Consider the following 24,431-nt stretch of genomic DNA (forward strand, 5'->3'; position numbering starts at 1 on the left):
GGGATTAGCCAAAGTGGATCCTCTGCATGAATTAGGGTTGTTCGTCTGTACGCTTGCTCGCTGCCAGCTGCAGCTCAAGATCTTTGACCCGCTGATACAGCTGGTCAATTTTGCGAAGCCTGGCGGTATTTTTACGCCACTCGGCATTGGTGGTGGCTGGTATACCTGAAGTATAGACGCCTTTTTCAGTGACGGGTTTCATCAACATTGCCATGCCGCTAATTTGGGCACCATCGCAAATATCAATATGGCCATTAATCACAGCGGCACCACCAATAATACAATAACGACCAATGGTGGCACTGCCTGCAATGGTCGTACAACCAGCAATGGCTGTATGGTCACCAATGCGCACATTGTGTGCTACCTGGCACAGGTTGTCGATAATGACATTATTGCCGATCACTGTATTCTCAAGCGCACCACGGTCGATACAGGTCTGAGCACCAATTTCGCAGTCATCGCCAATCAGCACGGTACCGACCTGAGGAATTTTCAACCAGCGACCACGCTCATTCGCAAAGCCAAAGCCATCGGCTCCCAACACAGCACCACTGTGTACTATGCAGTTTTGACCAAGCTCGACACGATGATAAATGCTCACGTTAGGCCAAATCCGGCAACCAGCACCTAAAGTGGCCGCTTCGCCAATAAAACAATGGGAGCCAATCTCAACATTATCGCCAATCACGGCACCGGCGGATACCACCGCATAAGGCCCAACGGATACCCCTTTGCCCAGAGTTGCTCCGGCATCAATCTGTGCTGTCGGATGAATACCCAAGGCCGCAGGTGGCGTGGAATCCAATAACTGGGCAATTTTAGCAAAAGCGACATAAGGATCAGCGACCAGCAGCGCAGCGCCTGACCATAGGGCCTTATCCTCCGCCCTTAGCAACAACAAACCGGCCTGACAATCGGCAAGCAGGTGCTTGAGCTTCGGATTGGACAGAAAACTCACCTGGTCGGCTCGCGCGCGCTCCAGTGTACCAACACTGCTAATTTCCTGTTCTTCAGATCCAATTAGCTCAGCATCAAGGTGCTGAGCTAATTGCAATGCAGTCCAACGCATCATTTAGTTGCCGCTGCTGATCTGACGGACAACAGCTGCAGAGATGTCGTAGCTGTCTTTTGCATACACAGCGGCACCGGAGTTCAGCACGATGTCGTAGTTGCCCTGTTCTGCCACTTTATCGATAGCATTTTTGATCACCGCCAGCAATTTATTGCGCTCTTCCGCCTGGCGCTGACGCATTTGCTCATCCAGAGGGCGAGCCATCTGCTCATACTGGATTTGCTGTTGCTGAATGGTTTCAGCCAAGCGTTGCTGTTCAGCTTCGCTCATGGTTGGACCATCCCGACGAATTTTTTCTACATTAAAGTTGATATCACGCTCCAACTGGCCAATGGCTTCGATGCGCTCACCAAATTCAGCCATAATGGTTTCCTGAATTTGCTGTGCCTGAGGCAACTGGCTGGCAATAGCCTGCACATCCACAAAGGCGATTTTTGCTGCTTGTGCAGCAGTAGCGCCAACTAATAAAGCAGCAAGAAGCAAAGTAGCGGCTGTTTTTACAAGTAAATTTTTCAACGTCATCGTCCTTTAGTCAAAATGATCAGAATGTTGTACCAATATTAAAGCTGAAGTTTTCTTGCAAGTCACCTTCGTATTTATTGAGGATCTTAGCAAGGCTAAACGTCAGTGGCCCCATCGGGGAAATCCACTGTAAGGATACCCCTGTGCTGACACGAATCATAGTCGGATCGGAGTAATCTGCCAAGAGCGGCTCCCGATCGAACTGGCGCTGCTGCGTCAGATTTGCGTAGCGATTAAAATCAAACTCGGTATCCCAGACATTACCGGCATCGAGGAAGATACTGGTTCGTACCGAGTTACGGTTGTCTTCACCAACAAATGGCGTCGGTGTGATCAGCTCCAGTGTGGCAACTGCCATCGCATTACCACCAATTGAACGCTGTGAAACACTATAGCGATCTGTCGATGGATCACCAGGCAGGTTGGTGCTGCCCCCCGTTATCGGATCCGGCAAGCCGGGAATACTGGTCGGCAAACGGAATACTGCCCGCGGCCCAATAATTCGGTGTTCAAAGCCCCGAATATTGTAACCACCCGCAGTGTAGTTCTCGTTAAATGGCAAGGTATGATCGTAGCCATTGCGACTGCCGTAGCCATTGCCATAACCAAGCTCCAGCTTACTCATAAAGGTCCAGCTGTGATCACGGCTAAGTGGGATGTATTTGCGCGCTTCAAAGGATGTCTTGAAGAATTGCAAATCTGAATTAGGCGTAGAAATACGACCATTCAAACCAAAGTAATGGCCGGCGGTTGGGAACAGGCCGCGGTTCAGCGTGCTTTGTACCCAGCCTGCAGTCAGCTCATAGTTCACATACTTCAAACGGCCATCCGGATCATTACCATCCAATAGCACATTTTTAAAATGGCGTAACTGGTCGTAGTCCTGTAACAAGCTAAGGTTATTGAAGCTAATGGTAGCGCCAAAGTTCAGCCGGTTGTATTCATTAATTGGAATACCCATAGAAGCACCAAAACCATAGCGGGTCTGCCGATACGCTTCCAGGTTAGAGCTCAGGCTGCTGTAATCCGTCTTGGTATAAAATACCTGCCCCCCCAAGCTTACCCCGTCCAGGGTAAAGTATGGATTATTGTAATTAAGCGCCAGGGTTTTCTGGTATTTGTTGGTATTTAGATTAATACCAGCACTGTTACCAGAGCCCATAAAGTTGGTTTGCTCCACTCCGATCTGGAAGGCAAGCCCCTGGAAATCGCCATAGGAAATACCGGCATTAAAGCTACCCGACGGCTGCTCACGGACGTTGAAGGTGACATCCACCTGGTCCTCAATGCCCGGCACATCACGGGTTTCAAATTCAATACGCTCAACGTAAGGCAGGCGTTGAATGCGTTGTTTTGAAAGCTCCAACGCATCGTTGGACAACCAGCCCCCTTCCAACTGCCTTAACTCACGTCGAAACACCTCATCCTTGGTATTGGCATTGCCAGCAATATCAATACGGCGCACATAAATACGTTTGCCTGGATCGACGTGAATTGTCAACTCCACCTCTTTGGTGTCGTCATTAATATCCGGGATGGTGGTTACCCGCGAGTTGGCATAACCAAAACGGGCCAGGATCCGACTGATTGTCTCTTCTGAATAAGTAACCAAAGCACCGTTGTACAATTCACCTGGGCTGATCGGTACAATACGCTCAATTAAGGTGTCCTGGCCAATCAGGTCGCCAGCAAAGCGCACCCCAGTCACGGTGTACTGCTCACCCTCAGTGACATTTAACGTAACATAGACAGAGGATTTGTCCGGGCTGACCGACACCTGGGACGAGTCAATGTTGAAGCGCAGGTAACCGCGATCCAGATAGTAGCTCTGCATCCGTTCAAAGTCGCCTTGCAGCGTTTGTTTTTGATAACGGTCAGAACCCATAAAGCGCCACCAGGGTTTGTCCTGACCAGATTCAAACACCCTCAGCAAGGTATCGTTGTCGAAGATTTCGTTCCCGACAATATTGATTTGGCGTACCGAAGCGGCATCGCCCTCATCAAACTTGATCTTGACATTCACCCGGTTGCGCGGCAAATACACCAGTTCTACTTCAACAGAGGCCTGGTATTTACCAACACCATGGTAGAACTCCGTCAGGCCATTTTCGACACTGCGCAGTATGGTGCGGTCCAATGGCTCGCCAACCTCAATGCGCTGTGCCGATAAGCTTTCATTTAGCTGATCATCTTTGATGTCTTTATTGCCATCAAATTCGATGCTGTTGATTGTAGGACGTTCCTTCAGGCGGTAAATCACCGTATTGCCATCCCGTAACACACGGATGTCATCAAAGTGGCCGGCAGAGAACAGTGTTTTAATGCTTCGCGACAAGGTAAAGTCAGTAACCGAATCACCAACATTAAAAGGTAAATTATTAAGTGCGGCCCCTAAGGCAACCCGTTGCAAGCCTTCAACCTGAATATCCTGAACCACAAAGGGTTCGTCTGCATGTAGCGTGTGGCTGATTCCAGCGAGCAGCATTGCAGCTGCTAAACGTTTCATTATCATTCTGTGGACAACTTCTGATTAGTGATTACAAACGAGAAATATCGTTTAGTAGCGCAATTCCCATTAACAGCAGAAGAACCATGGCTCCTATGCGAAAACCTATCTCCTGCGCCTTTTCAGAGACCGGTTTGCCTCGTATTAGTTCAACAACCATGTACATTAAGTGGCCACCATCCAAAATGGGCAGCGGCAATAAATTGATGACGCCCAGGTTGACACTGATCAAAGCCAAAAAGGTTAAAAAAGCAATCAACCCTATGCTGGCAGTAGTTCCGGCTCCCTGGGCTATGGAAATAGGCCCACTTAAATGCCGTACCGAAACATCACCAAAAATAAACTTACCGATCATACTAAAACTGAGTCGGGTCAACTGCCAGGTTTGCTCAGCACCCACCTTAAGCGCAACCAAAGGATTGTGCCGTTGGGTATAGCGAATGCCATCCGGCCAACCGCTGCTATGCGGTACTATGCCAAGATAGCCCTGACGAAAGCCATCGGCAGTTTGCCGTTCTCCGAGTACTACTGTCAAGGGCAGTCGCTGACCTTGCCGTAGAATGATGATGTCAAGGGGTTCAGCCGGGTGATTTTGTATCCATTCAGTTAATTGATACCAGCTTTCCAGCGACGCATCTGCAACATGTGTGATTTCGTCCCCTACTTGTAAACCTGCGAGCTCAGCAGGCGAAGCTGGCTCAATGTAAGCGATACTGGTCAAGGGTTTTGGCATCATCAGCTCGATACCCAAGCTAGCGAAAATGGTTTCAGTATCGGGATCAAAGTGCCAGCCAGAAGTATCCAGCACACGCTCAGACCGCTGCCCAGTCGAGCGGTCCTCCAGTTGCAGGGTAATTTCACGTCGGCCAAGCTGCTCCACCAGAAGCAGGCTCAGGCCTCGGATATCTGCCGATGAGCGACCATTTACCGCCGTAATCTGCTGATTGGAGTCGAGTTCTGCACTGGCAGCGATAGAGCCAGAGCGAACATCTGCAATAACTGGCCTGGCTTCCGGCACCCCTATCATGTACATCAGCCAAAGCACCAGAATAGCAAACAAAAAATTAGCCATTGGCCCTGCAGCTATTATGGCCATACGCTGACGCACGCTCTTTTGATTGAACGCCAGATCTTTAAACTGCGGTAATACCGGATCAAAACGATCATCCAGCATCCGAACGTAACCACCAAGCGGGATCATCGCCACCACAAACTCTGTGCCCTGACGATCGCGCCAGCGAAACAGTGCTTTACCAAAGCCGATGGAGAAGCGTTTTACTAAGACGCCATTCCTGCGGGCAACCCAAAAATGGCCAAACTCATGAACAGCAATTAAAATCCCTAAAGCCACCACAAAGCTGGCAATATTCCAGATCAGTGCACTCATGAACTACGCCTCGCAATGATTTTTTCCGCAACCAGTCTTGCCTGCTGGTCTAGCGCAAGAATAGCTTCTAATTCAATCGCTTTATCCATAGCACACTGCTCCAGAACCTCTGCATTGACCATGGCTATCTGGTCAAAACGCAGCTGTCCGGCCAGAAATGCCGCCACCGAGACTTCGTTGGCAGCATTCAGTGCGGTTGTAGCCGCCTGACCTTGCCGGCAAGCTTCGATTGCCAGATACAGGTTAGGAAAACGAGCGGGTTCGGCACTGGAAAAGGATAAATCAGCAAGCTTGCTGAAATCCAGTGCTGGTACTTGAGTGCTGATTCGTTCCGGGTAAGCCATCGCATAGGCAATTGGAGTACACATATCTGGTTGACCCAGTTGCGCAATCACAGAGCCATCCTGATACTGTACCATGGAATGAATCACACTTTGCGGATGGATGACCACCTCAATCTGTTCGACCGGGCACTGAAACAACCAATGGGCCTCAATCAGCTCCAGCCCTTTGTTCATCATGGTTGCACTATCTACCGATATTTTCTGCCCCATCGTCCAGTTTGGATGCGCTACAGCCTGGGCAGGCGTGATCTGTGGAAACTCATGCAAGGAGGTCTGCAAAAAGGGGCCTCCACTGGCTGTCAGTAACAATTTACTGATGCTTTGCTGTTGCAAGCTACCGGCATGGATCTGATGTGTGCACACCGCCTGCTGCAACGAGGCTGGCAGGCACTGAAAAATGGCATTGTGTTCACTGTCGATTGGCAGCAGGCGGGCGCCGCTGCTTTTCACTTGCTGCATAAAGAATGCACCCGCCATCACCAGCGCTTCTTTGTTGGCCAACAGCACTGTTTTAGCTGCTTTTACAGCGGCCAGAGTTGGTAACAAACCAGCAGCACCAACAATGGCAGCCATCACTACATCCGCATCAGGATGCGCTGCAATATCACACAGCGCCTGCGTTCCCGCCAACACTGTCGTCTGGCTGCCAGCAGCCTGCAACTGATGTTGCAGTTGGGTTGCAGCCGCTTGTTCCGACATGACAGCATAGCGTGGCTTAAAACGCAGACAAAGTTGCAGCATAGCCGTCACCGAGCGCTGTGCGGTCAAAGCCAGTACTGCAAAACGTTCCGGGTGTTCTGCAACGACTTTCAGGGTACTTTGACCGATGGAGCCGGTTGCTCCTAATATCACCAACTGACGCATCTAGTAAAAACCACCCAACAAAGCAACCAGCAAGGCGTAAAGTGGCGCTGTTGCTGTCAGGCTGTCAATTCGATCCAGAATACCGCCATGACCAGGCAGCATCCGGCCACTGTCTTTGACGCCAGCGACCCGTTTTAACATGCTTTCTGTCAAGTCACCAAAGACAGACAACGTAGTGAGCACAAAAGCGGCCACGAAAAGAACCGGGCTTTGTACCGGCCAGCCAAGGTACCAGCAAAAAGCAGCCAGCAGCAAAAACACCATGCCAAGGCCACCCAGCATCCCTTCAAAGGTTTTACCGGGACTCACTTTAGGCATCAGTTTAGTGCGCCCAAAGGGCTTGCCAATCAGATAACCACCAATATCAGCCGCCCAAACCAACGCCAGCAAGCCACAAATCAGCCAGGCTCCGGCAAAGGGATCTACTTCGATACCAACACTACGAACCAGCACAATCGCAAGCCAGGATGGCACCAGTGTAAGAAGCCCCATAACAGCCCTAAGCCACAAACGCTTTGACCAAACGCCCTGGCTGGCTGGAAAGCTCACTACCAGGGCTACGGCCAACCCCCACCACAGAATGCCTGCAGTCAGCACCGAAAAGATAAGAGCAGAACCCGTGTAAGGCCAGTTCAGGCTGGCAGGCAGCAACAGATAAATGGCAAGCATCAGAGCTGCGGTTAAAGCGACAAAGCCCCAGCGTTTGCGACTACCGCTAAGGCCGCAAAAACTGCCCCACTCCCAGGCACCCAATAGAAATGCACCGGCAACAAAAGCTGCAAAGGCAGGTAAGGGTAAAAAAAACACCGCAGCCAGCGCCAGTGGTGCCAGGATAACTGCTGTTATTATACGTTGTTTTAGCAAATTATGTTCCTTTCGCCTGGCTGGATGCCAAAGCGCAAATTTGTTCTGAAGTACAGCCAAAGCGACGCTCTCGGCTGACAAAGGCCGCGACAGCCTCTGCGAACACCTGCTGGTCGAAGTCTGGCCATAAGGTCTCGGTGAACCAGAGCTCAGCGTAAGCTGCCTGCCACAATAAAAAGTTGCTGATGCGAATATCGCCACCGGTACGGATCAGTAAATCCAGTTCAGGTAAGTCCGCCAGTTGGATGTAAGCAGCAAGCCGCTGTTCATCAATGGCATCTACCGCCAGATGCCCATCACGCACTTCTTGCGCCAATTGCCGGGCAGCATTGGCAATATCCCAGCGGCCACCGTAATTGGCTGCTATGGTCAGTGTCAATGCTTTGTTATCTGCGGTTAAAGCTTCTGCCGCCTGAATTTGCTTGCGCAAAGCATCATCAAAGGCACTGAGATCACCGCATACCCTTAAACGAACCTGATTTTTATGCAGGTTTTTCACTTCACTTTTTAGCATCAACATAAAAAGCTGCATCAGGCTACTGACTTCATCCGCAGGTCGTTGCCAGTTTTCGCTACTAAAAGCAAATAAGGTAAGTGCTGAAATACCTAACTCACGACAAAACCGCACACTTCGCCGAACCGCGTCCGCTCCCTTCTTATGTCCCCAGACACGGGGCTTTCCCTGTTGCTTTGCCCAGCGCCCATTGCCATCCATAATAATGGCAACATGCTGAGGTAACTCATTTTGGTTCAGATGTGACGGTGTGGACATGCGACCCCTGCATCAATAAAAAACGCCGTGATACATTACCGGGTATAACCCCAACACGGCGTTCCATTTGTTTAAGACCCGCTTAAACTTCCATTAGTTCTTTTTCTTTATCGGCCAGGATTTCATCCACCCGCTTGACATAAAGATCCGTCAGTTTTTGAATTTCATCGGTCGCCCGGCGTTCATCATCTTCGGTAATATCTTTATCTTTGAGTAACACTTTCAAATCGTTGTTGGCATCACGACGAATATTACGAATGGCTACCCGGCCTTGCTCAGCCTCTGCCTTCACTACTTTGACCAGGTCACGGCGACGCTCTTCAGTTAATGCAGGCAATGGAATGCGAATATTGGTGCCGGCACTCATTGGGTTTAAACCCAGATCAGAGTTGATAATGGCCTTTTCAACCGCTGCCGCCGCACTTTTATCAAATACGGTCAGGCTCAAAGTTCGAGCATCTTCCACGGTAATGTTGGCAATTTGACGCAGTGGCGTATCAGCGCCATAGTAAGGCACCATGATGTTATCCAGCAGGCTGGGATGCGCCCGACCAGTACGAACCTTGGACAGTTGAGATTTCAGTGCATCCACACTTTTTTCCATCCGGCTTTTGCTGTCGTTGATAATATCGTTAATCACTTCAGTTATCCTTGTAGGCAGTCAGCTGTTTGTGCAGCAAATTCGATCTAGTTTACTGTAAATTCTCAGCGTGGTCGATCAGAGTTCCTTCAACCTCGCCCATTACCACCCGTTTTAAAGCACCGGCCGTATTCATATTAAATACCCGGATAGGCATGCTGTGGTCCCGCGCCAGGGTAAAGGCGGCTAAATCCATTACCTTCAATTCTTTTTCCAGTACTTCGCTGTAACTCAGGGTGCTGTACATGGTAGCCGCTGGGTCTTTCACTGGATCGGCCGAGTAGACACCGTCGACTTTGGTGGCTTTGAGCACCGCATCGGCTTCAATTTCGATGGCACGCAGGCAAGCCGCAGAGTCGGTAGTAAAAAACGGGTTACCGGTACCGGCAGAAAAAATAACCACCCGGCCAGATTTTAGCAAGCTAATGGCTTCAGCCCAACTGTAGTTATCACAGACACCATTTAAAGGCACGGCACTCATCATGCGGGCATTGACGTAGGCACGATGCAATGCATCACGCATCGCCAGGCCATTCATCACCGTTGCCAGCATGCCCATATGATCACCCACCACCCGGTTCATGCCGGCTTTGGCCAGGCCTTCACCACGAAAAATATTGCCGCCACCAATGACAATGCCAACCTGAACACCAAGTTCGACAATTTCTTTGATTTCCTGGGCCATCCGATCCAGCACTTTGGGATCGATGCCAAAGCCTTCGTCTCCCATCAGGGCTTCGCCGCTCAGTTTAAGTAATATCCGTCGGTATGCTGGTTTCGGGTTCATGCGTGCTCCATCTGATTATCCGCTGTACAGGGGGTGGCTTTGCGGTTGCAGGTCTCACCAGCTGCCCAAGCCAGATAGAATCAGGCAAGTGAACAGCCAGCAGCCGACCAAAAAAAACCGCGACCTGAGGTCGCGGCTATTCTAGCGTTTTTTGCCTTTAGGCTAAAGCGCAAATTTACTTCTTGGCTGCTGCAATTTGAGCGGCAACTTCAGCTGCGAAGTCTTCTTCTTTCTTCTCGATGCCTTCACCAACTTCCAGGCGGATGAAAGAAACCGCATCAGCACCGTTTTGCTTTAAGAAATCACCCACCGAGATGGCAGGATCTTTCACAAACGGCTGACCAGTCAAGCTGACTTCACCAGTGAACTTGGCCATACGACCAGCGACCATTTTTTCAGCGATTTCTTGTGGCTTGCCACTGTTCACTGCGATTTCGATCTGAATAGCGCGCTCACGCTCTACCACATCGGCTGGTACATCTTCTGGCTTGACAAAACCTGGGTTGTTAGCAGCGATGTGCATGGCAATGTCTTTACCAATTTCTTCGTTCGCGCCAGTCAACACAGCCAGTACACCGATACGGCCAGAGTGAACGTATTGACCAATGGTCTCACCTTCCACCACAGCGATGCGACGTACATTGATGTTTTCACCGATTTTTGCGACCAGAGCAGCACGGGTTTCATCCACAGTACTGCCATTCAGGTCAGTCGCCAGCAAAGCGTCCAGAGCAAAGATCTTGTTGTTGTGAACCAGGTCTGCCACGCTGTTGGCGAACGCCAGGAAATTGCTGTCACGCGCTACGAAATCAGTTTCACAGTTGAATTCAACCGCAACACCGTAGCCATTGCCAACACGAGTCAAAATGGTACCTTCAGCAGCAACACGGCCAGCTTTCTTCGCCGCTTTGGCCAGACCGCTTTTACGCATCTCGTCAATCGCAGCTTCGATATCACCCTTGGTTTCTTCCAAAGCTTTTTTACAATCCATCATGCCTGCGCCGGTACGCTCGCGCAGTTCTTTTACTAAGGCAGCAGTTACAGCCATCAGAGTATCCTCGTTATCAATCGGTTTGAGCAAACAGAGGCCGCAGCCTCTGTTGATGTCTTAGTCAGTTCAGCCCCTATGGAGCCAACAGCTTATTCAGCTTCGACGAAACCTTCAGCTTCCGCCTGAACTTCGATGGTGTTGCTACGGCCTTCAGTGACTGCCTGGCTGACAGCAGACAGATACAACTGAATAGCGCGGATGGCGTCATCGTTACCAGGAATGATGTAGTCAATGCCTTTTGGATCTGAGTTGGTATCCACTACAGCAACCACTGGAATACCCAGGTTGTTGGCTTCTTTCACAGCGATGTGCTCATGATCAGCGTCGATCACGAATAGCACGTCTGGCAAACCGCCCATATCCTTGATACCACCCAGGCTTTTTTCCAGCTTGTCCATTTCACGGGTACGATCCAAAGCTTCCTTTTTGGTCAGCTTGTCGAAAGTACCGTCCTGGCTCTGTGCTTCTAAATCTTTCAGACGCTTGATGGACTGACGAACGGTTTTCCAGTTAGTCAGCATGCCGCCTAACCAGCGGTGGTCAACGTAGTATTGGTCACAGCTTTTTGCCGCTTCTTTAATGGCCTCAGAAGCTGCACGCTTGGTGCCAACGAACAGAATTTTGCCTTTTTTAGCAGAAACCTGCTGGATGAAGCTCAGCGCATCATTCATCAAAGGAACAGTTTTTTCCAGGTTGATGATATGTACTTTGTTGCGCGCACCGAAGATGAACGGCTTCATTTTCGGGTTCCAGTAACGGGTTTGGTGACCGAAGTGGACACCCGCCTGGAGCATGTCACGCATTGAAACTTTTGCCATGATAAAATACCTTAAAATTTAGGGGTTAGGCCTCCATACATCCCATGTTCCGACCCGCTTACCAACCTGCGTTATTGCACAGGTTAATTGCAGGCACCCCGGCCCATGTGCCGATGTATGTGTGTTATTTGTCATTTCGCAACCTAAACAATAACGATATACTGCACAGAAATGCACAAAGCTATTTGCTAAATTGCGGCGCGCTTTATACCATAGCCACTTGTAAAACACAATATTAAAGCTGCTTTGCTGCAATCTTATGACACCGTTTCAAACACAGAGAGAGACTGGATGACTCCAATCATCAAAACCCCGGAAGAAATCGAAAAAATGCGTCTGGCTGGCCGTCTTGCTGCTGAAGTGCTGGAAATGATCGAGCCTTATGTGGTGGCTGGTGTAACCACAGACGAACTAAACAGTCGCTGCCATGACTACATCGTGAATGTACAACAAGCGACTCCTGCACCGCTCAATTATCACGGTTTCCCAAAGTCGATCTGCACCTCGGTCAACCATGTGATTTGCCATGGCATTCCCAATGACAAACCATTAAAAGACGGTGACATTATCAATATCGATATCACTGTGATCAAAGATGGTTACCATGGCGATACCTCGCGGATGTTTGTAGTCGGTGAGCCCAGTATCCTGGCAGCCCGCCTGATCAAAGTTACACAGGAAGCCATGTACCTGGCTATTAAAAAAGTCAAAGACGGCACTCGGTTAGGCGATATTGGTCAGGTCATTCAACAGCATGCCGAAAAGCATGGCTACTCGGTGGTTCGAGAGTATTGTGGTCATGGTATTGGGGCCGAGTTTCATGAAGAGCCTCAGGTGCTGCATTACGGCCGGGCTGGGACTGGCGAGGTATTGAAAGCCGGTATGTGCCTGACCATTGAACCGATGATCAATGCCGGTGCCCGTCACAGCAAGCTACTTAAAGATGACTGGACCGTGGTAACCAAAGACCGCAGCCTGTCGGCTCAGTACGAGCACACCATTCTGGTGACAGAAACCGGCTGCGAAATTCTGACCCTGCGCAGTGACGACACCATAGAGCGGATTGTCAGCGCCGAATAATCTACAGGAGCCAAAGCGCATGAAAGAAGCGGTTGCTTTTCAAAAGAACTGGCCCAGCCAGTTCAGCCTGGATGGCTACAAAAAGCATATAGCTGAATTTCTGCGCTGGTCCGAGCAGGCCTTCGAACAACAGTCGGTACAAAGCCTGGTCAAAGCCCGGGCTCGCTTTATTGATCAGTTGTTGGCTGCCTTGTGGCAACAACAAGAACTGAACCAGGATAATTCTTTATGCCTGATCGCTGTGGGCGGCTATGGCCGGGGCGAACTGCATCCGTTTTCAGACATTGACTTGCTGATTTTGAGTGAGCAACAACTTACGGCGAAACAGCAGGATCAGCTCTCCATTTTTGTGACCCAGTTGTGGGATCTGAAGCTGGAAGTCGGCCACAGTGTCCGTACGCTGGATGAAACGCTGCAGTTAGGAAAAGACGATATCACCATTGCCACCAATCTGATGGAAATGCGCCGCTTGCTGGGCAATAAATCATTGTATGAACGCCTGCAACAAGCCATCCATGCGACAGATTTTTGGACCAGCCAGCAGTTTTTTGAAGCCAAGCGCCACGAGCAGCAACAGCGTCATGCCCAATACCACGGCACCGCCTACAACCTGGAGCCTAATTTAAAGGCCAATCCTGGTGGCTTACGCGATATTCAGACCATCGGCTGGGTCGCCAAACGACACTTTCAGACCCGTACCATGCGCGAGCTGGTGGCCTATCAGTACCTGACCGAAGACGAGTATCAGGAACTGATGGAATGTGAAGCGTATTTATGGCAAATGCGCTTTGCGCTGCACCTGGAGGCCGGCCGCAACGAAAACCGGCTACTGTTTGACTATCAGCCCGCTGTAGCTGAGCGGCTTGGTTTTGGTAGCGATGGTAAAGCCACGGTAGAGCGGATGATGAAACGCTTTTTCCGCACTGTGCAACGGGTCAGTGAACTGAATGAAATGCTGTTGCAGCACTTTGAAGGCAGCATCCTGAATAACCACCAAAGCGCCAAAGTGCAACCACTGGATGATAGCTTTGAACTGCACGGTCACCTGATCAAAGCATTGGATAACGGTGTTTTTGCCCGGCGTGACAATTTACTGAAGTTGTTCTGGCACATTGCCAACAACTCCAACATCACCGGCATTCATTCCGATACACTGCGTTTATTGCGTCAGGTTCGGCGCCGTTTGATGGGCGATTTGCAGGATTACGAGGCCTGCCGGCGGCTTTTTCTGGCGCTGATGCGTCACCCACGCGGCATGGATACCTCCATCACCCTGATGCACAAATACGGTGTCTTGGCCGCCTACCTGCCGCAGTGGCGCAATATTGTCGGCCAGATGCAATTCGATCTGTTTCACGCCTACACCGTGGATGAGCACACCCACCGGCTGCTGAAAAACCTGTACCGCTATACGCTGCCGGAATACGACAACGAATTTCCGCTCTGCTCAGACATCGTACGTCGCATGGAAAAACCAGAGCTGCTGTTTCTGGCTGGGATTTTCCACGACATCGCCAAAGGCCGGGGCGGTGATCACTCCGAGCTTGGTGCCATGGATGCGAAAGAATTTTGCCGGCTGCATAAACTCAGTGACTTTGACAGCAAACTGATAAGCTGGCTGGTCGAGCAGCACCTGCTAATGTCGGTCACCGCTCAGCGCAAAGACATTCACGATCCTCAGGTGGTCACCGAGTTCGCAGAAAAGGTACGGGATGAAACCCGGCTTAATTACCTGTATTGCCTGACACTGGCTGATATTCGCGCCACCAACGACAATCTGTGGAACGACTGGAAAGGTTCCTTGCTGCGTGATCTGTATCTGTCGACGCAAAAAGCCTTTCGCCGCGGCCTGGAAAAGCCGATGGATATGCGCGATCAAATCCGCGAGAACCAGGCCGAGGCTTTGCGGTTACTGCAGCGGCAAGCCTTTACCAAAATCGAGATCCAGCATCTGTGGAGCCGGATCAAAGCGGATTATTTTATCCGCTACAACCCAAAGCAGATTGTCTGGCACTGCGAACATATTCTGCGCCACAAAGACTCGAAACAACCATTGGTGCTGGTGAGCAAAGCACCCATTCGTGGCAGTACCCAGGTGTTTGTGTACACACCGGATCAACCCAATTTATTCGCCCGGCTGGTCGCGGCGCTTGATAGTAAAAAAGTGGCCATTTTTGATGCCCAAATTATGACCAACAAAGATGGCTATGCAATGGATACCTTTGTGGTGCTGGAGCAAAATGGTCAGCCGGTGACCTCGCCGTCACGGGTGCAGAGCATCAAGCGCGCGCTGGAGCAAGCCATTGCAGGCAAAGCGGAACCACAGCGTCACTCGACATTATCGCGTCAAATGCGCCAGTTTAATGTACCGCCTAAAGTCAGCTTTTTACCAGGCAACAGCAAAAACCGCACCATGGTAGAAATTGCCGCACTGGATGCGCCCGGCCTACTGGCCCGCATTGGTGATGTATTCCAACAGTGCGCTATTCAGATTCATGCCGCCAAGATCACCACATTGGGCGAACGGGCAGAAGATTTTTTTATGGTATCAACGGCAGAGGATACTGCCCTTGATTTTGACCAGCAAAGCCAGTTAAAACGGACTTTGATTGACCATTTAACTCACGTAACAGAAGGTTGATAACCCAAGATGGCAGATTTAAAAACCATTATTGAACAAGCATTTGAGCAACGCGACTCCATTACGCCCAGCACGGTTTCGGCAGAGCACAGAACCGCTATTGAAGCAGCCTTGGAGCTGCTGGACAGTGGCAAAGCCCGGGTGGCCGAAAAACTGGCTGGCGAATGGGTGGTGCATCAGTGGTTGAAAAAGGCTGTCTTGCTGTCGTTTCGGATCAATGAAAATGCAGTGCTGGATGGCGGCGAAACCAAGTTCTACGACAAAGTCCCGATGAAATACGCCGGCTACGATGCCGCTCGTTTTGCCGCTGAAGGCGTGCGGGTAGTACCACCGGCAGCGGTGCGTAAAGGCAGCTACATCGCTAAAAATGCCGTGCTGATGCCCTCCTATGTCAATATTGGTGCTTACGTCGGCGAAGGCACCATGGTCGATACCTGGGCCACCGTTGGCTCCTGCGCTCAGATCGGTAAAAACGTGCACTTATCCGGTGGCGTGGGTATCGGTGGCGTGTTGGAGCCGCTGCAGGCTAACCCCACCATCATTGAAGACAACTGCTTTATCGGTGCCCGCTCTGAAGTAGTAGAAGGGGTCATTGTCGAAGAAGGCGCCGTGTTGTCGATGGGCGTGTACATCAGCCAGAGCACCCGTATTTACGACCGTGAAACCGGTGAAATCAGCTATGGCCGGGTGCCGGCTGGTGCTGTGGTAGTGCCGGGCAGCCTGCCCAGCAAAGACGGCAGCCACAGCCTCTATGCCGCTATTATTGTCAAAAAAGTGGATGCTCAGACACGCGCTAAGGTCGGTATTAACGCCTTACTCCGTAACGTCGAGTAACGCAGCAACCCGTTTATCTTCAAAGGCCAGGCATTTGCTTGGCCTTTTGCTTAGAACTTGCAGCCCTGTGCTATTTAGAAAGTCGGTGGGTTAGGATAGCGGCGGGAAATGCGCTTCCAGCCAGGGCAATGCTACAGTTTCTGGCTCCAGTGTTTCGCAGGCGTCGATCCACAAAGGATCAGTTAGCGGCTTGCCCTGCAACTCCTGCAGCAGTTCGTAAAACTGCTTGCCAGCTCCGCAGAAATTCTCGTAGCTGCTATCACCAAGACCAATCACTGCGATGATTTTGTCGGTCAAAAGCGGAAAGCGATCGCGTGCATCGATAAAAAACGGCAAGGCATTGTCCGGGATATCACCCTGGCCGGTGGTGGAGCTGATCACCAGCCAGACATCCGGATCGTCAGCAAGCACAGCATTCAGTTTGGGCTCGGTATGCAGTTCGCACAGATAGCCCCGTGCTTTGAGCAATTGTGCTGCCTGCTCGGCCAGGAACTCTGCGCCACCATAAACAGTGCCAACAATAATGGCTATTCGTTTCATCGTTGCTCCTTGTACAGCTGCTCAAAAGCCTGCTGATAAAATGATGTTTGTTGCGGCCAGCCAAGTTGCTGCAATAGCGGCTGCCAGCTGGCAAGACTAGCCTCGATGCAAAGTGTTTTACCACTCATTGGATGAGTCAGGATCAGTTGCTTGGCCAACAGCAACAACTGCGAGCACTGCAAATGCTCCCGAAACAAGCGGTTGTGCTTGCCATCACCATGACTGGTATCGCCAACAATGGGGTGGCGTAAATGCGCCAAATGCCGCCGCAATTGATGTTTACGCCCGGTGCGGGGCGAGAGTGCCACCAAACTATAACGCGCAGCCGGGTAACGGCTAACCGGAATAGGCAGCTCAACCTGTGCCAACGGCAGGTAATCGGTGACCGCACTCTGGGCTGCCTTATCATTGCTGCTGAATTTATCGGCAATTTTGTCCTGCTGCTCTTTGAGTGGGTAATCCAGAGTACCGCCTTGCTGCAGATAACCACGCACCACCGCCAGATACCCTTTGTACCAATGCTGATTGGCATTTTGCTCACTCAGCAAGCGCGCTACCTCACTGGATAACGCAAACAGCAAGACGCCAGAAGTAGGCCGGTCCAGCCGGTGCACCGGAAACACATGCTGGCCTAGTTGGTCACGCAATGTCTGCATCACAAAGCGGGTTTCGTGTTTATCCAAAAATGAGCGATGCACCAGCATACCGGCGGGTTTATCCACCGCTACCAGCCATTCATCCTGATACAAAATCGTCAGTTCGTTAGTATCTGGCGTCTCAATCAGTCTGGAAACAGGCATCAAAGCGTCCTATCCAGTACAACAACAAGCGGGTATCCTGCGAATACTTCGCCAGGGCTACTTCTGCCATCGGTAAAATGCTTACCTTTTCCGGCAATGGGTGATCGCCATCCAGCAAGGCTTGCATCCGTGGCAGTAATACAAATTGTAGCCAGTGTTCAAACGGCATGGTGTCGCAACAAAAGGGCGCTGTACTGGCCATAGCTTCCGGACTGGGTGGAAGCGGGCTCCATAGCTCAAGCGCTTTCAGCTCGGCTTTAATTTCCTGCAGCGCAGCAACAATCAGCTGTGACATCACAACTCCTGAGGCAATTGATTCAGGCTGGATCTTAACATAACTTTTCTGCCACAGGCATCAGCGCTTGTCGGTTGTCAGTCACTGCTTTTGTCAGTACCATGAGCGCCAGTATTTGATTCTGGAACCTATTGATGGCCACTACCTGGCTGATTATTGGCTTATTACTGATTTGTTATCTGTTCTGGCTGCAGCGCAAACAAGACGAGCGCGCGATTTTACTGGCCAGACACCTGTGCAAAAAACACCAGTTGCAGTATCTGGATTGCGGCCGGTTGCAGCATAAGCTGGAACGACGTCAGGGCCGGCTGCGCTGGCTAACCCATTACAGTGTGGATTTTAGCAGCGATGGTGAAAGCCGCTATCAGGGTACTTTAAGCTTATCTGGTTTGCAGTACACAGCTTTTGACTTACCGGCTTACCGCCTTCCTGACAACTTCCCCAGTCCATAACCGTCACCATCAGGTCTGAGGCTGCTTTGGCCGGAATAGCAGCTTGCCCTGCACGGTGTTAAAACTAAGCTCAGTCACAGCTTGATACGCATCGCCAGCAAAGAACGGCAGGTATTTCTCCAGCGTAACAAAAACCCCCACACCGGAAGATGTACTATCCTGATCCACTAACTGGTCCACCGCCCGCAGCAACTGATGCCCAAGGCCAAGCTGTTGATGCCTTGGCGATACGGCAATAAAAGCCAGCATATGGTAATCTTTAGCTGGCATCGCCGCATGAATACGCTCTTCTTTTTCCAACAATTGTCGGGTAGAAACATAACCAGCCGTCAGTAACATCTTCAGCCGCCAGTGCCAATAACGATGACCGCCAAGGCCGGAACTGGCTTTCACCAAACAAGCGACACCAATAAGCTGCTCGGATTGAAATAGCCCAATGATGGTTTGACTGCTTTGCCAAAAAGCACTGAGCTCTTCACGGATCGCTGCCCGCAGCTTTTTCTCATAATCGGCTTTATCGGCCTGAAAAATGGTCATAAACAGCGGATCATCGTGATAGGACTGATACAAAATGGAAGCTGCGACATTGAGCTCTGGCCCTTCCAGCTCCCGCACCAGTAAATCATTTAACTGTTCAACCGACATAGTACACCTGATTTTTATTATGTGTATTTTTTCATCACCATAGCAGGGCAATTGGCAATTGCCAATCTACTTTGATGCGCTACCCTTAAGACAAAGTGATTTTAACGGAGACATTGCAATGGATACTTCAACACATAGCCTGGCCACTTTATTTGCCCAACTCGGGCTGAACAACGAGCAGGCAGCGATAGATGCCTTTATTGCAGAGCACCGCCTGGCCGAACATGTGCCACTGGAAAAAGCCCCCTTCTGGAACCCTGCCCAGGCAAGTTTTATTGCCGAGTCGCTCAAAGAAGATGCCGATTGGTCGGAAGTGATTGATGAATTGAATACCTTGCTGCGCAAGTAAAGCCAAAGCAAAGCTCTGGCTTTACTGTCGTGACTTTACAGCTGGGCGTAGGCTTTTTCGCCCCAACCGCTTAAACGGCCATTGCTAAACACCAGCGGTGTGCATTCATCTTTGGTGGTCATACCATCGCTGCGCCGGTGGTGGGTGCGGTAAAACAGTACCTGTACCGAGCTATCCCCCTGCTGAAACGCCTCGGTAAAATCCGGTGCCCCCAAATCCTGCATCACTTGCACCAGCGAGGTTCCGGTGGTGAGCTGATTGATGTAACTGCGATTGGCTTTTTGCGTTTGCAGCCAGTCCGCTTCATTAAAACGCGCGTCTTTCGAGCCATTCACCGCCACCACACAACCGGATAATGGCAGGATCAGGGCAGATACCAGCAGCAGATGTTTCATTGTCATTGTTTTCTCCTGTAATTTTTTGAGCATAACAGACGAAGCAAATCAAAGGCCAACTTTAAATCCATTTAAAAACAATGATTTAAAACTAATAAATGCCAATCACTGCAAAATTACTGTACTATTTGGCCACTAACTAGCGGATTTGACCAATGAACACCACCACAGCTTTGGAATTACTCAGCCAGGAAGCAGCCCGTCTGATACAGGAAGGAAAAACTCCCAGCCTGGCCTTGCTACGCAGCCGGCTGGGCCGCAAAGTGCCCCCTGCTGACCTGCTGCCGGCTTTTCAGCAATGGAAGCAACTGCCAACTGCCGCTAAAGCAGTAGCTGTCAACAACCAAACCAGCCCGGTGCCGGCAACTGAATTACCAGCGACAGACCTTCTGACGGCCCGAATTGAGCAACTGGAGGCCAAACTAGCCAGGCTGGAGCAGCGCCTGACACGGCTGGAACAACAAGGAGGCAACGATGTGGCTGGCTGAGCTACGGTTTCGGCTGCTTAGCGATACCAGCTATAGCCTGGCAGAACAACACATTCGGCAGTATCTGGAGGCACTGATTTTTCAGGGCCAATTGATTGGCCGGGAATTTCCGACTTACTTTGCCGACGATCATTTCTGTAGCCGGATTATTTTGCCTGCCGAAGACGCACTAAAACCCCAACATCACAGCCTGCGTGGCCAGCAAGCATTAGCAGCCCTGCCTGAAGCTGGCTTGAGTTACCCCAAACTGCAACTGCTGGGACAGGATCTGATGTCCAGCCATACGGATCCCTGTCCATCCGCCACAGGTTATCTGCTGTTTACCAATTTTGCCGAGCAAGTCTCACCACTACGCTGCTGCGAGCACTTTGCCCCCGTGCCTTTGTATCGGTTAGGTGCCGGTAGTACTACCGATTATGAAGACTTTATTCGCTGGCAGCTGCAATATCAGGCGCTGGATGAAATTCAAATGCAACAGCAGCGTGTACTGCCCAAAAGCGCCGAAAACGCCTTGCAACAACTACACAGCAAGTTAAACCAGCAAGGCAGGCAACTGGCGAGGCGGGTAGAAAAATTTAGCGGCAAGACCTGTTATTATTATTTATACAGTGGCAGCAGCCCCGACTGCAGCCTTGAAGCCAGCAAAGCTTGCCCGGGCTGCGGCCTTACCTGGCAGTTGAGCGACAGCTGGCATGGCTTATTTCAGTTTCGCTGCGATCACTGCCGGCTCGTATCCAATATCGCCTGGGATTGCCAATAACGATCAAAACCCCTCGCTACTGGCCGGCACAAGCTGCTGCAGAAACTCTCCCAACGAGTCGGCCAGCTTATGCTGGACTTCTTTACCTACCGATTCGGCATACACCTCACCGCTGCTATTTAATACCGACACCATCACATTCTCGTCATCGGTCACGGCAACAAAAACAGTTTCACGCTGCCGCAGCCGTCGCTTCATCAAAATATGGCCAATGATGTTTTCTTTTAAGCGATTACAATCCGCTTCGTGCCAGGGCATCAACAACAACAGCTTGCCTTCCGCATGTTCCGCTGCCAGTCCCCCGCCATAGTACAGCCCATAAAAGGCTTTAATATCGGCATGCAATGTCAGCTCCAGCGCCTGCTCTACCGCCTGAAAATCCAACCGGGGTTGTTGCAGCACCGGCTGCCAAAGCACCCTATCATCACCCTGCGCTTTGATTTCACAAGGCGATGGCAATACTTTGTCACGCTCAGTCAGCAGCGGCTGCTGCTGTTGCTGCGACCACGCCAGGGTACGCTCAATAAAATCCTGCCAACTGGCGGCCAGATCCATGCAATTCATCCTTTTTTTCGGCTGATCCAACATCAGCCACTATGATACAATGCAGGCATTCTAACCCGAGTGCGGCCACCATGACAAAGCTACAGCCTGAACTGCTGACACAACTGACCCTTGGCAAGGCAACAGACTATGCATCCGACTATGCACCAGAACTGTTGCAGGCAGTTCCACGCGCACTTGGTCGTGATGAGCTGCAGCTGACAGCAGAACTGCCTTTTGTTGGTCAGGATATCTGGCATGCTTATGAGCTGTCATGGCTGAACCATAAAGGCAAGCCGGTAGTCGCCCTGGCAACCTTTGTGGTGCCTTTTGATTCTCCCAACCTGATTGAATCGAAATCTTTTAAGTTGTATCTGAACAGTCTCAATCAAACCCGCTTTGCCGATCTCGGTCAGGTATTTCGTTTACTGCAGCAGGATTTATCAGCCTGTGCAGGTGCAAAAGTCGACGTCACACTGCATAACGTGAATGAGTTGCAGCCCTTTCAACCCACCTGGATCCAGGGACGTTGTCTGGATGACCTGGATATCGAGATAGCCGAATACCGGTATCAGCCAGAGCAGTTAAAGCTTAAGGCAGATGCAGCCCCCCGGGACGAAAAAGTGTTTTCACATTTGTTGAAATCCAATTGCCTGATCACCAACCAACCCGACTGGGCCAGTGTCTTTATTCATTACCGCGGCAAAGCAATATGCCATGAGTCACTGCTGCGTTACCTGATTGGTTTTCGCCAGCATAATGAGTTCCATGAACAATGTGTTGAGCGCATTTTTACCGATATCTGGCAGCAGTGCCAACCCGAGTTTCTGGCGGTCTACGCCCGTTATACCCGTCGTGGAGGTCTGGATATTAATCCACTGCGTAGCAGTGCCCCTTACAGTGCGCCGGTTATCCGTCTTACCCGCCAGTAATCCGCGAATAGAGCAGGATAACTTTCATCCAAACTTTCAGGAAAAAACCAACATAAACCCGCTAAGCAATTGATTACTGGTATTAACACGCTTTATTTAGCAGCGAAAAACTGAAATCGCCTATGAAAACTTTCAGTTTAACTTTCAAAACAAAACAAATTTGCTTATAATTCATGCAGCAGTTCAGATGGACTGAGCTGCACTCTGCCAATGGATGCCCCTAATATGCAACACCTTACCTCCACAGAAGAGCAATCCTGGTTACCTTACTATCTATGTAAGCGATAACCAGCCTGGCGACAACAGCCTCAGAGCTGGCCAGTGACGTCCCTACACCAAACCGGCACACCTTGCCGGTTTGCTTTTTTGTTCCTGGCCCTGGCTGGGTGAATCTTTATCAAACAACTGTCGCAATTCCTGTGCTAGCATATATACTTAAATCCAAGCCTGTCATTGTATAAACTTTCAAATAATCATCATGGTGATGCCGTTGCAAGACGACCTGAAGCAGCAACTAGAGCATGCGTTAAAGACGCGTAAACAACTGGAAGACACCTACGAAAGTCAGTTTAAAATTTTAGCCAAATTTGTCTCACGGTTATCCCTGGCATGCAAAGGGCTGGATATTGAGCTGGATAATAAGTTGGCCAAACTTCGGTTAGAGTTGGCTCGTGGTACTGATTTGGAAAAATTGCTACCGCTGGTCCAGGCATTAAGTGAGGGTTTAAAACACCTTGAAAGCAAGAATGAACAGGATCTGCGCCAGCTTCAGCTTGGTTTGAATGAAGCAGGTCAGTTGCTGCAAAAACAGCGCGGCCTACCGGATCAGTTGCGACGAGACTTGCGCGCCTTGCTGGCCAAAGTCAATGAAAGCTCCCCCACAGTGCATGCGTATCTGCCACACCTGACCGATCTCGCCCGATTGTACCAAAATGCCTTACAAGCCAAACAAACACTGGATAACTCAGAAAACCCTGACAACGATCGCTATGGCCATATTTGCCGCCAGATTTCGGTAGAGCTGACCAACTTGCTCAGCGAAATGAGCTTCGCAGAACAGTTTGCCGCGGATATAGACCGGATCCGGCAATCACTGATGGATCATCTTGGCATTGAAGAGCTGCTAAATGCCTGCCTGAGCACCATCACCATTATTGTGGCCAGCATTAACGCTGAACGTCAGTCTGCCCAGCACTTTTTGCTTCAGCTGCACGATACGCTGGAACAAGTGCAAAAGTCGTTAGTATGCTCACTAAGTCAGTCTACCGCTATTCAGGCCAAGCTCAGTCAGTTGAATCATCAGTTAGGCAAGAAAATTGATGCCTTTAGCAAAGACAGTACCGAGGCCACCAGCCTTGAACAATTAAAAGCCCTGGTCAACCAGCGACTGCAGGACATCACCGGTTCGCTTTCCGAAAGAGAACAGTTGGAAAAGCAAGAAAGAGAGCTGATGGTGAGTTCGTTAAAAGTCATGGAGCATCGCTTGCTTGAGCTGGAGTCTGAAGCACAGCAATTTCAAAAAAAACTGGCGGAACAAAAGTTTCGCAGTTTGCAGGACGCCCTGACTGAAATTCCCAATCGTGCCGCCTTTGATGAGCGCTTCGAGCTGGAGTTAAAGCGTTATCAGCGCTATGGCACTCCGCTCTGCATCGCACTGGGTGATGTTGACCATTTTAAAAGCATTAACGACAACTATGGCCACAGCGCTGGCGACAAGACATTAAAAGTTATCGCCCGGGCTTTAAAACAGAGCTTGCGAGAAACAGACTTTATTGCCCGCTACGGCGGTGAAGAATTTATCATCCTGTTTCCTGAAACAAGCTTGCAGGATCTGGAAATGCCACTAAACAACCTGCGACAAAAAATAAAGAAAATTCCGTTTAAATTTAAAAATAAAAAAGTACCTATCACTATATCCTTCGGTGCCACCCAACTGGCCGAACACGATACTGTCCGGGCCGCGTTTGATCGTGCCGATGAAGCCTTGTATGAAGCAAAACATGCCGGCAGAGATAAAGTCATATTAAAAATCCCGAAATAACAGCCA

Annotated in this window: 26 protein-coding genes; 9 read left to right on the forward strand and 17 right to left on the reverse strand. The window is 50.4% G+C overall.

The genetic code is table 11. The features are described 5' to 3' along the window. Positions 1 to 31 precede the first annotated feature (31 nt). The 11 genes from lpxD to rpsB form a co-directional block, all read right to left on the reverse strand. Entirely contained in the window at positions 32 to 1,075 is a 1,044-nt protein-coding gene (gene lpxD, locus QWF21_RS10080) for a UDP-3-O-(3-hydroxymyristoyl)glucosamine N-acyltransferase (RefSeq protein WP_330087924.1), read from the reverse strand. After that, positions 1,076 to 1,597, reverse strand: coding sequence for an OmpH family outer membrane protein (locus tag QWF21_RS10085; RefSeq protein WP_330087925.1), 522 nt, complete (start codon positions 1,595 to 1,597; stop codon positions 1,076 to 1,078). It abuts the gene before it with no gap. 19 nt (positions 1,598 to 1,616) lie between these two features. Beyond that, positions 1,617 to 4,109: an outer membrane protein assembly factor BamA gene (gene bamA / locus QWF21_RS10090; protein ID WP_407935281.1), complete on the reverse strand. Its 2,493-nt coding sequence runs from the start codon at positions 4,107 to 4,109 to the stop codon at positions 1,617 to 1,619. Between the two features lie 25 nt (positions 4,110 to 4,134). Beyond that, a complete protein-coding gene (rseP, locus tag QWF21_RS10095; protein WP_330087927.1) occupies positions 4,135 to 5,490 on the reverse strand; it encodes a sigma E protease regulator RseP in 1,356 nt (451 codons plus the stop codon). Next, the gene (gene ispC / locus QWF21_RS10100) at positions 5,487 to 6,698 is read right to left on the reverse strand and encodes a 1-deoxy-D-xylulose-5-phosphate reductoisomerase (protein WP_330087928.1); all 1,212 of its coding nucleotides are present in this window, start codon (positions 6,696 to 6,698) and stop codon (positions 5,487 to 5,489) included. The genes rseP and ispC overlap by 4 nt, the downstream gene beginning before the upstream one ends. Next, complete coding sequence (locus tag QWF21_RS10105; RefSeq protein WP_330087929.1) at positions 6,699 to 7,562, reverse strand: phosphatidate cytidylyltransferase; 864 nt, start codon at positions 7,560 to 7,562, stop codon at positions 6,699 to 6,701. A 1-nt stretch (position 7,563) separates the two neighbouring features. Further along, a complete protein-coding gene (uppS, locus tag QWF21_RS10110) occupies positions 7,564 to 8,334 on the reverse strand; it encodes a polyprenyl diphosphate synthase (protein ID WP_330087930.1) in 771 nt (256 codons plus the stop codon). Between the two features lie 82 nt (positions 8,335 to 8,416). After that, a complete protein-coding gene (gene frr / locus QWF21_RS10115) occupies positions 8,417 to 8,938 on the reverse strand; it encodes a ribosome recycling factor (RefSeq protein ID WP_407935285.1) in 522 nt (173 codons plus the stop codon). An 88-nt stretch (positions 8,939 to 9,026) separates the two neighbouring features. Next, positions 9,027 to 9,761: a UMP kinase gene (gene pyrH / locus QWF21_RS10120; RefSeq protein WP_091344651.1), complete on the reverse strand. Its 735-nt coding sequence runs from the start codon at positions 9,759 to 9,761 to the stop codon at positions 9,027 to 9,029. Between the two features lie 175 nt (positions 9,762 to 9,936). Then, positions 9,937 to 10,809: a translation elongation factor Ts gene (tsf, locus tag QWF21_RS10125; protein ID WP_330087932.1), complete on the reverse strand. Its 873-nt coding sequence runs from the start codon at positions 10,807 to 10,809 to the stop codon at positions 9,937 to 9,939. A gap of 92 nt (positions 10,810 to 10,901) precedes the next feature. Further along, complete coding sequence (gene rpsB, locus QWF21_RS10130) at positions 10,902 to 11,630, reverse strand: 30S ribosomal protein S2 (protein WP_330087933.1); 729 nt, start codon at positions 11,628 to 11,630, stop codon at positions 10,902 to 10,904. 291 nt (positions 11,631 to 11,921) lie between these two features. Here rpsB and map point away from each other — a divergent pair, with 291 nt between their 5' ends. Genes map through dapD form a run of 3 tightly spaced genes read left to right on the forward strand, consistent with a single transcriptional unit; the run spans position 11,922 to position 16,185 of the window. After that, a complete protein-coding gene (map, locus tag QWF21_RS10135) occupies positions 11,922 to 12,710 on the forward strand; it encodes a type I methionyl aminopeptidase (RefSeq protein WP_330087934.1) in 789 nt (262 codons plus the stop codon). Positions 12,711 to 12,729: 19 nt separating this feature from the next. Then, positions 12,730 to 15,351, forward strand: a complete 2,622-nt coding sequence (gene glnD / locus QWF21_RS10140; protein ID WP_330087935.1) for a [protein-PII] uridylyltransferase — start codon at positions 12,730 to 12,732, stop codon at positions 15,349 to 15,351. Between the two features lie 9 nt (positions 15,352 to 15,360). Next, a complete protein-coding gene (gene dapD, locus QWF21_RS10145) occupies positions 15,361 to 16,185 on the forward strand; it encodes a 2,3,4,5-tetrahydropyridine-2,6-dicarboxylate N-succinyltransferase (protein WP_330087936.1) in 825 nt (274 codons plus the stop codon). A 90-nt stretch (positions 16,186 to 16,275) separates the two neighbouring features. Here the strand turns inward: dapD and QWF21_RS10150 are convergent, their stop codons facing one another. From QWF21_RS10150 to QWF21_RS10160, 3 genes are read right to left on the reverse strand one after another with little or no spacing between them, the layout of a single operon-like run. Further along, positions 16,276 to 16,725, reverse strand: a complete 450-nt coding sequence (locus tag QWF21_RS10150; protein WP_330087937.1) for a flavodoxin — start codon at positions 16,723 to 16,725, stop codon at positions 16,276 to 16,278. Next, complete coding sequence (gene truC, locus QWF21_RS10155; RefSeq protein WP_330087938.1) at positions 16,722 to 17,525, reverse strand: tRNA pseudouridine(65) synthase TruC; 804 nt, start codon at positions 17,523 to 17,525, stop codon at positions 16,722 to 16,724. The genes QWF21_RS10150 and truC overlap by 4 nt, the downstream gene beginning before the upstream one ends. After that, positions 17,503 to 17,820: a YqcC family protein gene (locus QWF21_RS10160; RefSeq protein WP_330087939.1), complete on the reverse strand. Its 318-nt coding sequence runs from the start codon at positions 17,818 to 17,820 to the stop codon at positions 17,503 to 17,505. The genes truC and QWF21_RS10160 overlap by 23 nt, the downstream gene beginning before the upstream one ends. A gap of 134 nt (positions 17,821 to 17,954) precedes the next feature. Between QWF21_RS10160 and QWF21_RS10165 the strand changes: the two genes are divergently transcribed. Next, positions 17,955 to 18,272: a DUF3301 domain-containing protein gene (locus tag QWF21_RS10165; RefSeq protein ID WP_330087940.1), complete on the forward strand. Its 318-nt coding sequence runs from the start codon at positions 17,955 to 17,957 to the stop codon at positions 18,270 to 18,272. A gap of 9 nt (positions 18,273 to 18,281) precedes the next feature. Here the strand turns inward: QWF21_RS10165 and QWF21_RS10170 are convergent, their stop codons facing one another. Then, entirely contained in the window at positions 18,282 to 18,917 is a 636-nt protein-coding gene (locus tag QWF21_RS10170) for a GNAT family N-acetyltransferase (protein WP_330087941.1), read from the reverse strand. Positions 18,918 to 19,035: 118 nt separating this feature from the next. Here QWF21_RS10170 and QWF21_RS10175 point away from each other — a divergent pair, with 118 nt between their 5' ends. Continuing rightward, complete coding sequence (locus QWF21_RS10175) at positions 19,036 to 19,266, forward strand: DUF2789 domain-containing protein (RefSeq protein WP_330087942.1); 231 nt, start codon at positions 19,036 to 19,038, stop codon at positions 19,264 to 19,266. Between the two features lie 35 nt (positions 19,267 to 19,301). On the opposite strand, the gene QWF21_RS10180 is transcribed toward QWF21_RS10175, so the two are convergent. Further along, the gene (locus QWF21_RS10180) at positions 19,302 to 19,667 is read right to left on the reverse strand and encodes a DUF3192 domain-containing protein (RefSeq protein ID WP_330087943.1); all 366 of its coding nucleotides are present in this window, start codon (positions 19,665 to 19,667) and stop codon (positions 19,302 to 19,304) included. A gap of 149 nt (positions 19,668 to 19,816) precedes the next feature. On the opposite strand from QWF21_RS10180, the gene QWF21_RS10185 reads away from it, so the two are divergent. Next, a complete protein-coding gene (locus QWF21_RS10185; RefSeq protein ID WP_330087944.1) occupies positions 19,817 to 20,149 on the forward strand; it encodes a hypothetical protein in 333 nt (110 codons plus the stop codon). Next, entirely contained in the window at positions 20,136 to 20,909 is a 774-nt protein-coding gene (locus QWF21_RS10190; protein ID WP_330087945.1) for a DUF2310 family Zn-ribbon-containing protein, read from the forward strand. Before QWF21_RS10185 ends, QWF21_RS10190 begins: the two co-directional genes overlap by 14 nt. Positions 20,910 to 20,912: 3 nt before the next feature. On the opposite strand, the gene syd is transcribed toward QWF21_RS10190, so the two are convergent. After that, the gene (syd, locus tag QWF21_RS10195) at positions 20,913 to 21,464 is read right to left on the reverse strand and encodes a SecY-interacting protein (RefSeq protein ID WP_330087946.1); all 552 of its coding nucleotides are present in this window, start codon (positions 21,462 to 21,464) and stop codon (positions 20,913 to 20,915) included. Between the two features lie 80 nt (positions 21,465 to 21,544). Between syd and queF the strand changes: the two genes are divergently transcribed. Both queF and QWF21_RS10205 read left to right on the forward strand, forming a co-directional pair. After that, positions 21,545 to 22,384 (forward strand): NADPH-dependent 7-cyano-7-deazaguanine reductase QueF, encoded by an 840-nt coding sequence (gene queF, locus QWF21_RS10200; protein ID WP_330087947.1) that lies wholly within the window; start codon positions 21,545 to 21,547, stop codon positions 22,382 to 22,384. Positions 22,385 to 22,868: 484 nt separating this feature from the next. Next, positions 22,869 to 24,425 carry a diguanylate cyclase gene (locus QWF21_RS10205; protein WP_330088013.1) on the forward strand — a complete coding sequence of 519 codons (1,557 nt, stop codon included), beginning with the start codon at positions 22,869 to 22,871 and terminating at the stop codon, positions 24,423 to 24,425. Positions 24,426 to 24,431: the final 6 nt, after the last annotated feature.

The organism is Alkalimonas mucilaginosa, from assembly GCF_036327005.1.
Classification (GTDB): Bacteria; Pseudomonadota; Gammaproteobacteria; order Enterobacterales; family Alteromonadaceae; genus Alkalimonas; species Alkalimonas mucilaginosa.

Bases quoted from the DNA above. Each gene is read 5' to 3' on its own strand.
- truC (WP_330087938.1), bottom strand. From the start codon at position 17,525: ATGCCTGTTTCCAGACTGATTGAGACGCCAGATACTAACGAACTGACG.
- dapD (WP_330087936.1), top strand. From the start codon at position 15,361: ATGGCAGATTTAAAAACCATTATTGAACAAGCATTTGAGCAACGCGAC.
- rpsB (WP_330087933.1), bottom strand. From the start codon at position 11,630: ATGGCAAAAGTTTCAATGCGTGACATGCTCCAGGCGGGTGTCCACTTC.
- map (WP_330087934.1), top strand. From the start codon at position 11,922: ATGACTCCAATCATCAAAACCCCGGAAGAAATCGAAAAAATGCGTCTG.
- queF (WP_330087947.1), top strand. From the start codon at position 21,545: ATGACAAAGCTACAGCCTGAACTGCTGACACAACTGACCCTTGGCAAG.
- frr (WP_407935285.1), bottom strand. From the start codon at position 8,938: ATGGAAAAAAGTGTGGATGCACTGAAATCTCAACTGTCCAAGGTTCGT.
- uppS (WP_330087930.1), bottom strand. From the start codon at position 8,334: ATGTCCACACCGTCACATCTGAACCAAAATGAGTTACCTCAGCATGTT.
- QWF21_RS10175 (WP_330087942.1), top strand. From the start codon at position 19,036: ATGGATACTTCAACACATAGCCTGGCCACTTTATTTGCCCAACTCGGG.
- lpxD (WP_330087924.1), bottom strand. From the start codon at position 1,075: ATGATGCGTTGGACTGCATTGCAATTAGCTCAGCACCTTGATGCTGAG.
- QWF21_RS10085 (WP_330087925.1), bottom strand. From the start codon at position 1,597: ATGACGTTGAAAAATTTACTTGTAAAAACAGCCGCTACTTTGCTTCTT.
- QWF21_RS10180 (WP_330087943.1), bottom strand. From the start codon at position 19,667: ATGACAATGAAACATCTGCTGCTGGTATCTGCCCTGATCCTGCCATTA.
- syd (WP_330087946.1), bottom strand. From the start codon at position 21,464: ATGGATCTGGCCGCCAGTTGGCAGGATTTTATTGAGCGTACCCTGGCG.
- QWF21_RS10205 (WP_330088013.1), top strand. From the start codon at position 22,869: ATGCCGTTGCAAGACGACCTGAAGCAGCAACTAGAGCATGCGTTAAAG.
- glnD (WP_330087935.1), top strand. From the start codon at position 12,730: ATGAAAGAAGCGGTTGCTTTTCAAAAGAACTGGCCCAGCCAGTTCAGC.
- rseP (WP_330087927.1), bottom strand. From the start codon at position 5,490: ATGAGTGCACTGATCTGGAATATTGCCAGCTTTGTGGTGGCTTTAGGG.
- QWF21_RS10150 (WP_330087937.1), bottom strand. From the start codon at position 16,725: ATGAAACGAATAGCCATTATTGTTGGCACTGTTTATGGTGGCGCAGAG.
- bamA (WP_407935281.1), bottom strand. From the start codon at position 4,109: ATGATAATGAAACGTTTAGCAGCTGCAATGCTGCTCGCTGGAATCAGC.
- pyrH (WP_091344651.1), bottom strand. From the start codon at position 9,761: ATGAACCCGAAACCAGCATACCGACGGATATTACTTAAACTGAGCGGC.
- QWF21_RS10185 (WP_330087944.1), top strand. From the start codon at position 19,817: ATGAACACCACCACAGCTTTGGAATTACTCAGCCAGGAAGCAGCCCGT.
- tsf (WP_330087932.1), bottom strand. From the start codon at position 10,809: ATGGCTGTAACTGCTGCCTTAGTAAAAGAACTGCGCGAGCGTACCGGC.
- QWF21_RS10165 (WP_330087940.1), top strand. From the start codon at position 17,955: ATGGCCACTACCTGGCTGATTATTGGCTTATTACTGATTTGTTATCTG.
- QWF21_RS10170 (WP_330087941.1), bottom strand. From the start codon at position 18,917: ATGTCGGTTGAACAGTTAAATGATTTACTGGTGCGGGAGCTGGAAGGG.
- QWF21_RS10190 (WP_330087945.1), top strand. From the start codon at position 20,136: ATGTGGCTGGCTGAGCTACGGTTTCGGCTGCTTAGCGATACCAGCTAT.
- QWF21_RS10160 (WP_330087939.1), bottom strand. From the start codon at position 17,820: ATGTCACAGCTGATTGTTGCTGCGCTGCAGGAAATTAAAGCCGAGCTG.
- ispC (WP_330087928.1), bottom strand. From the start codon at position 6,698: ATGCGTCAGTTGGTGATATTAGGAGCAACCGGCTCCATCGGTCAAAGT.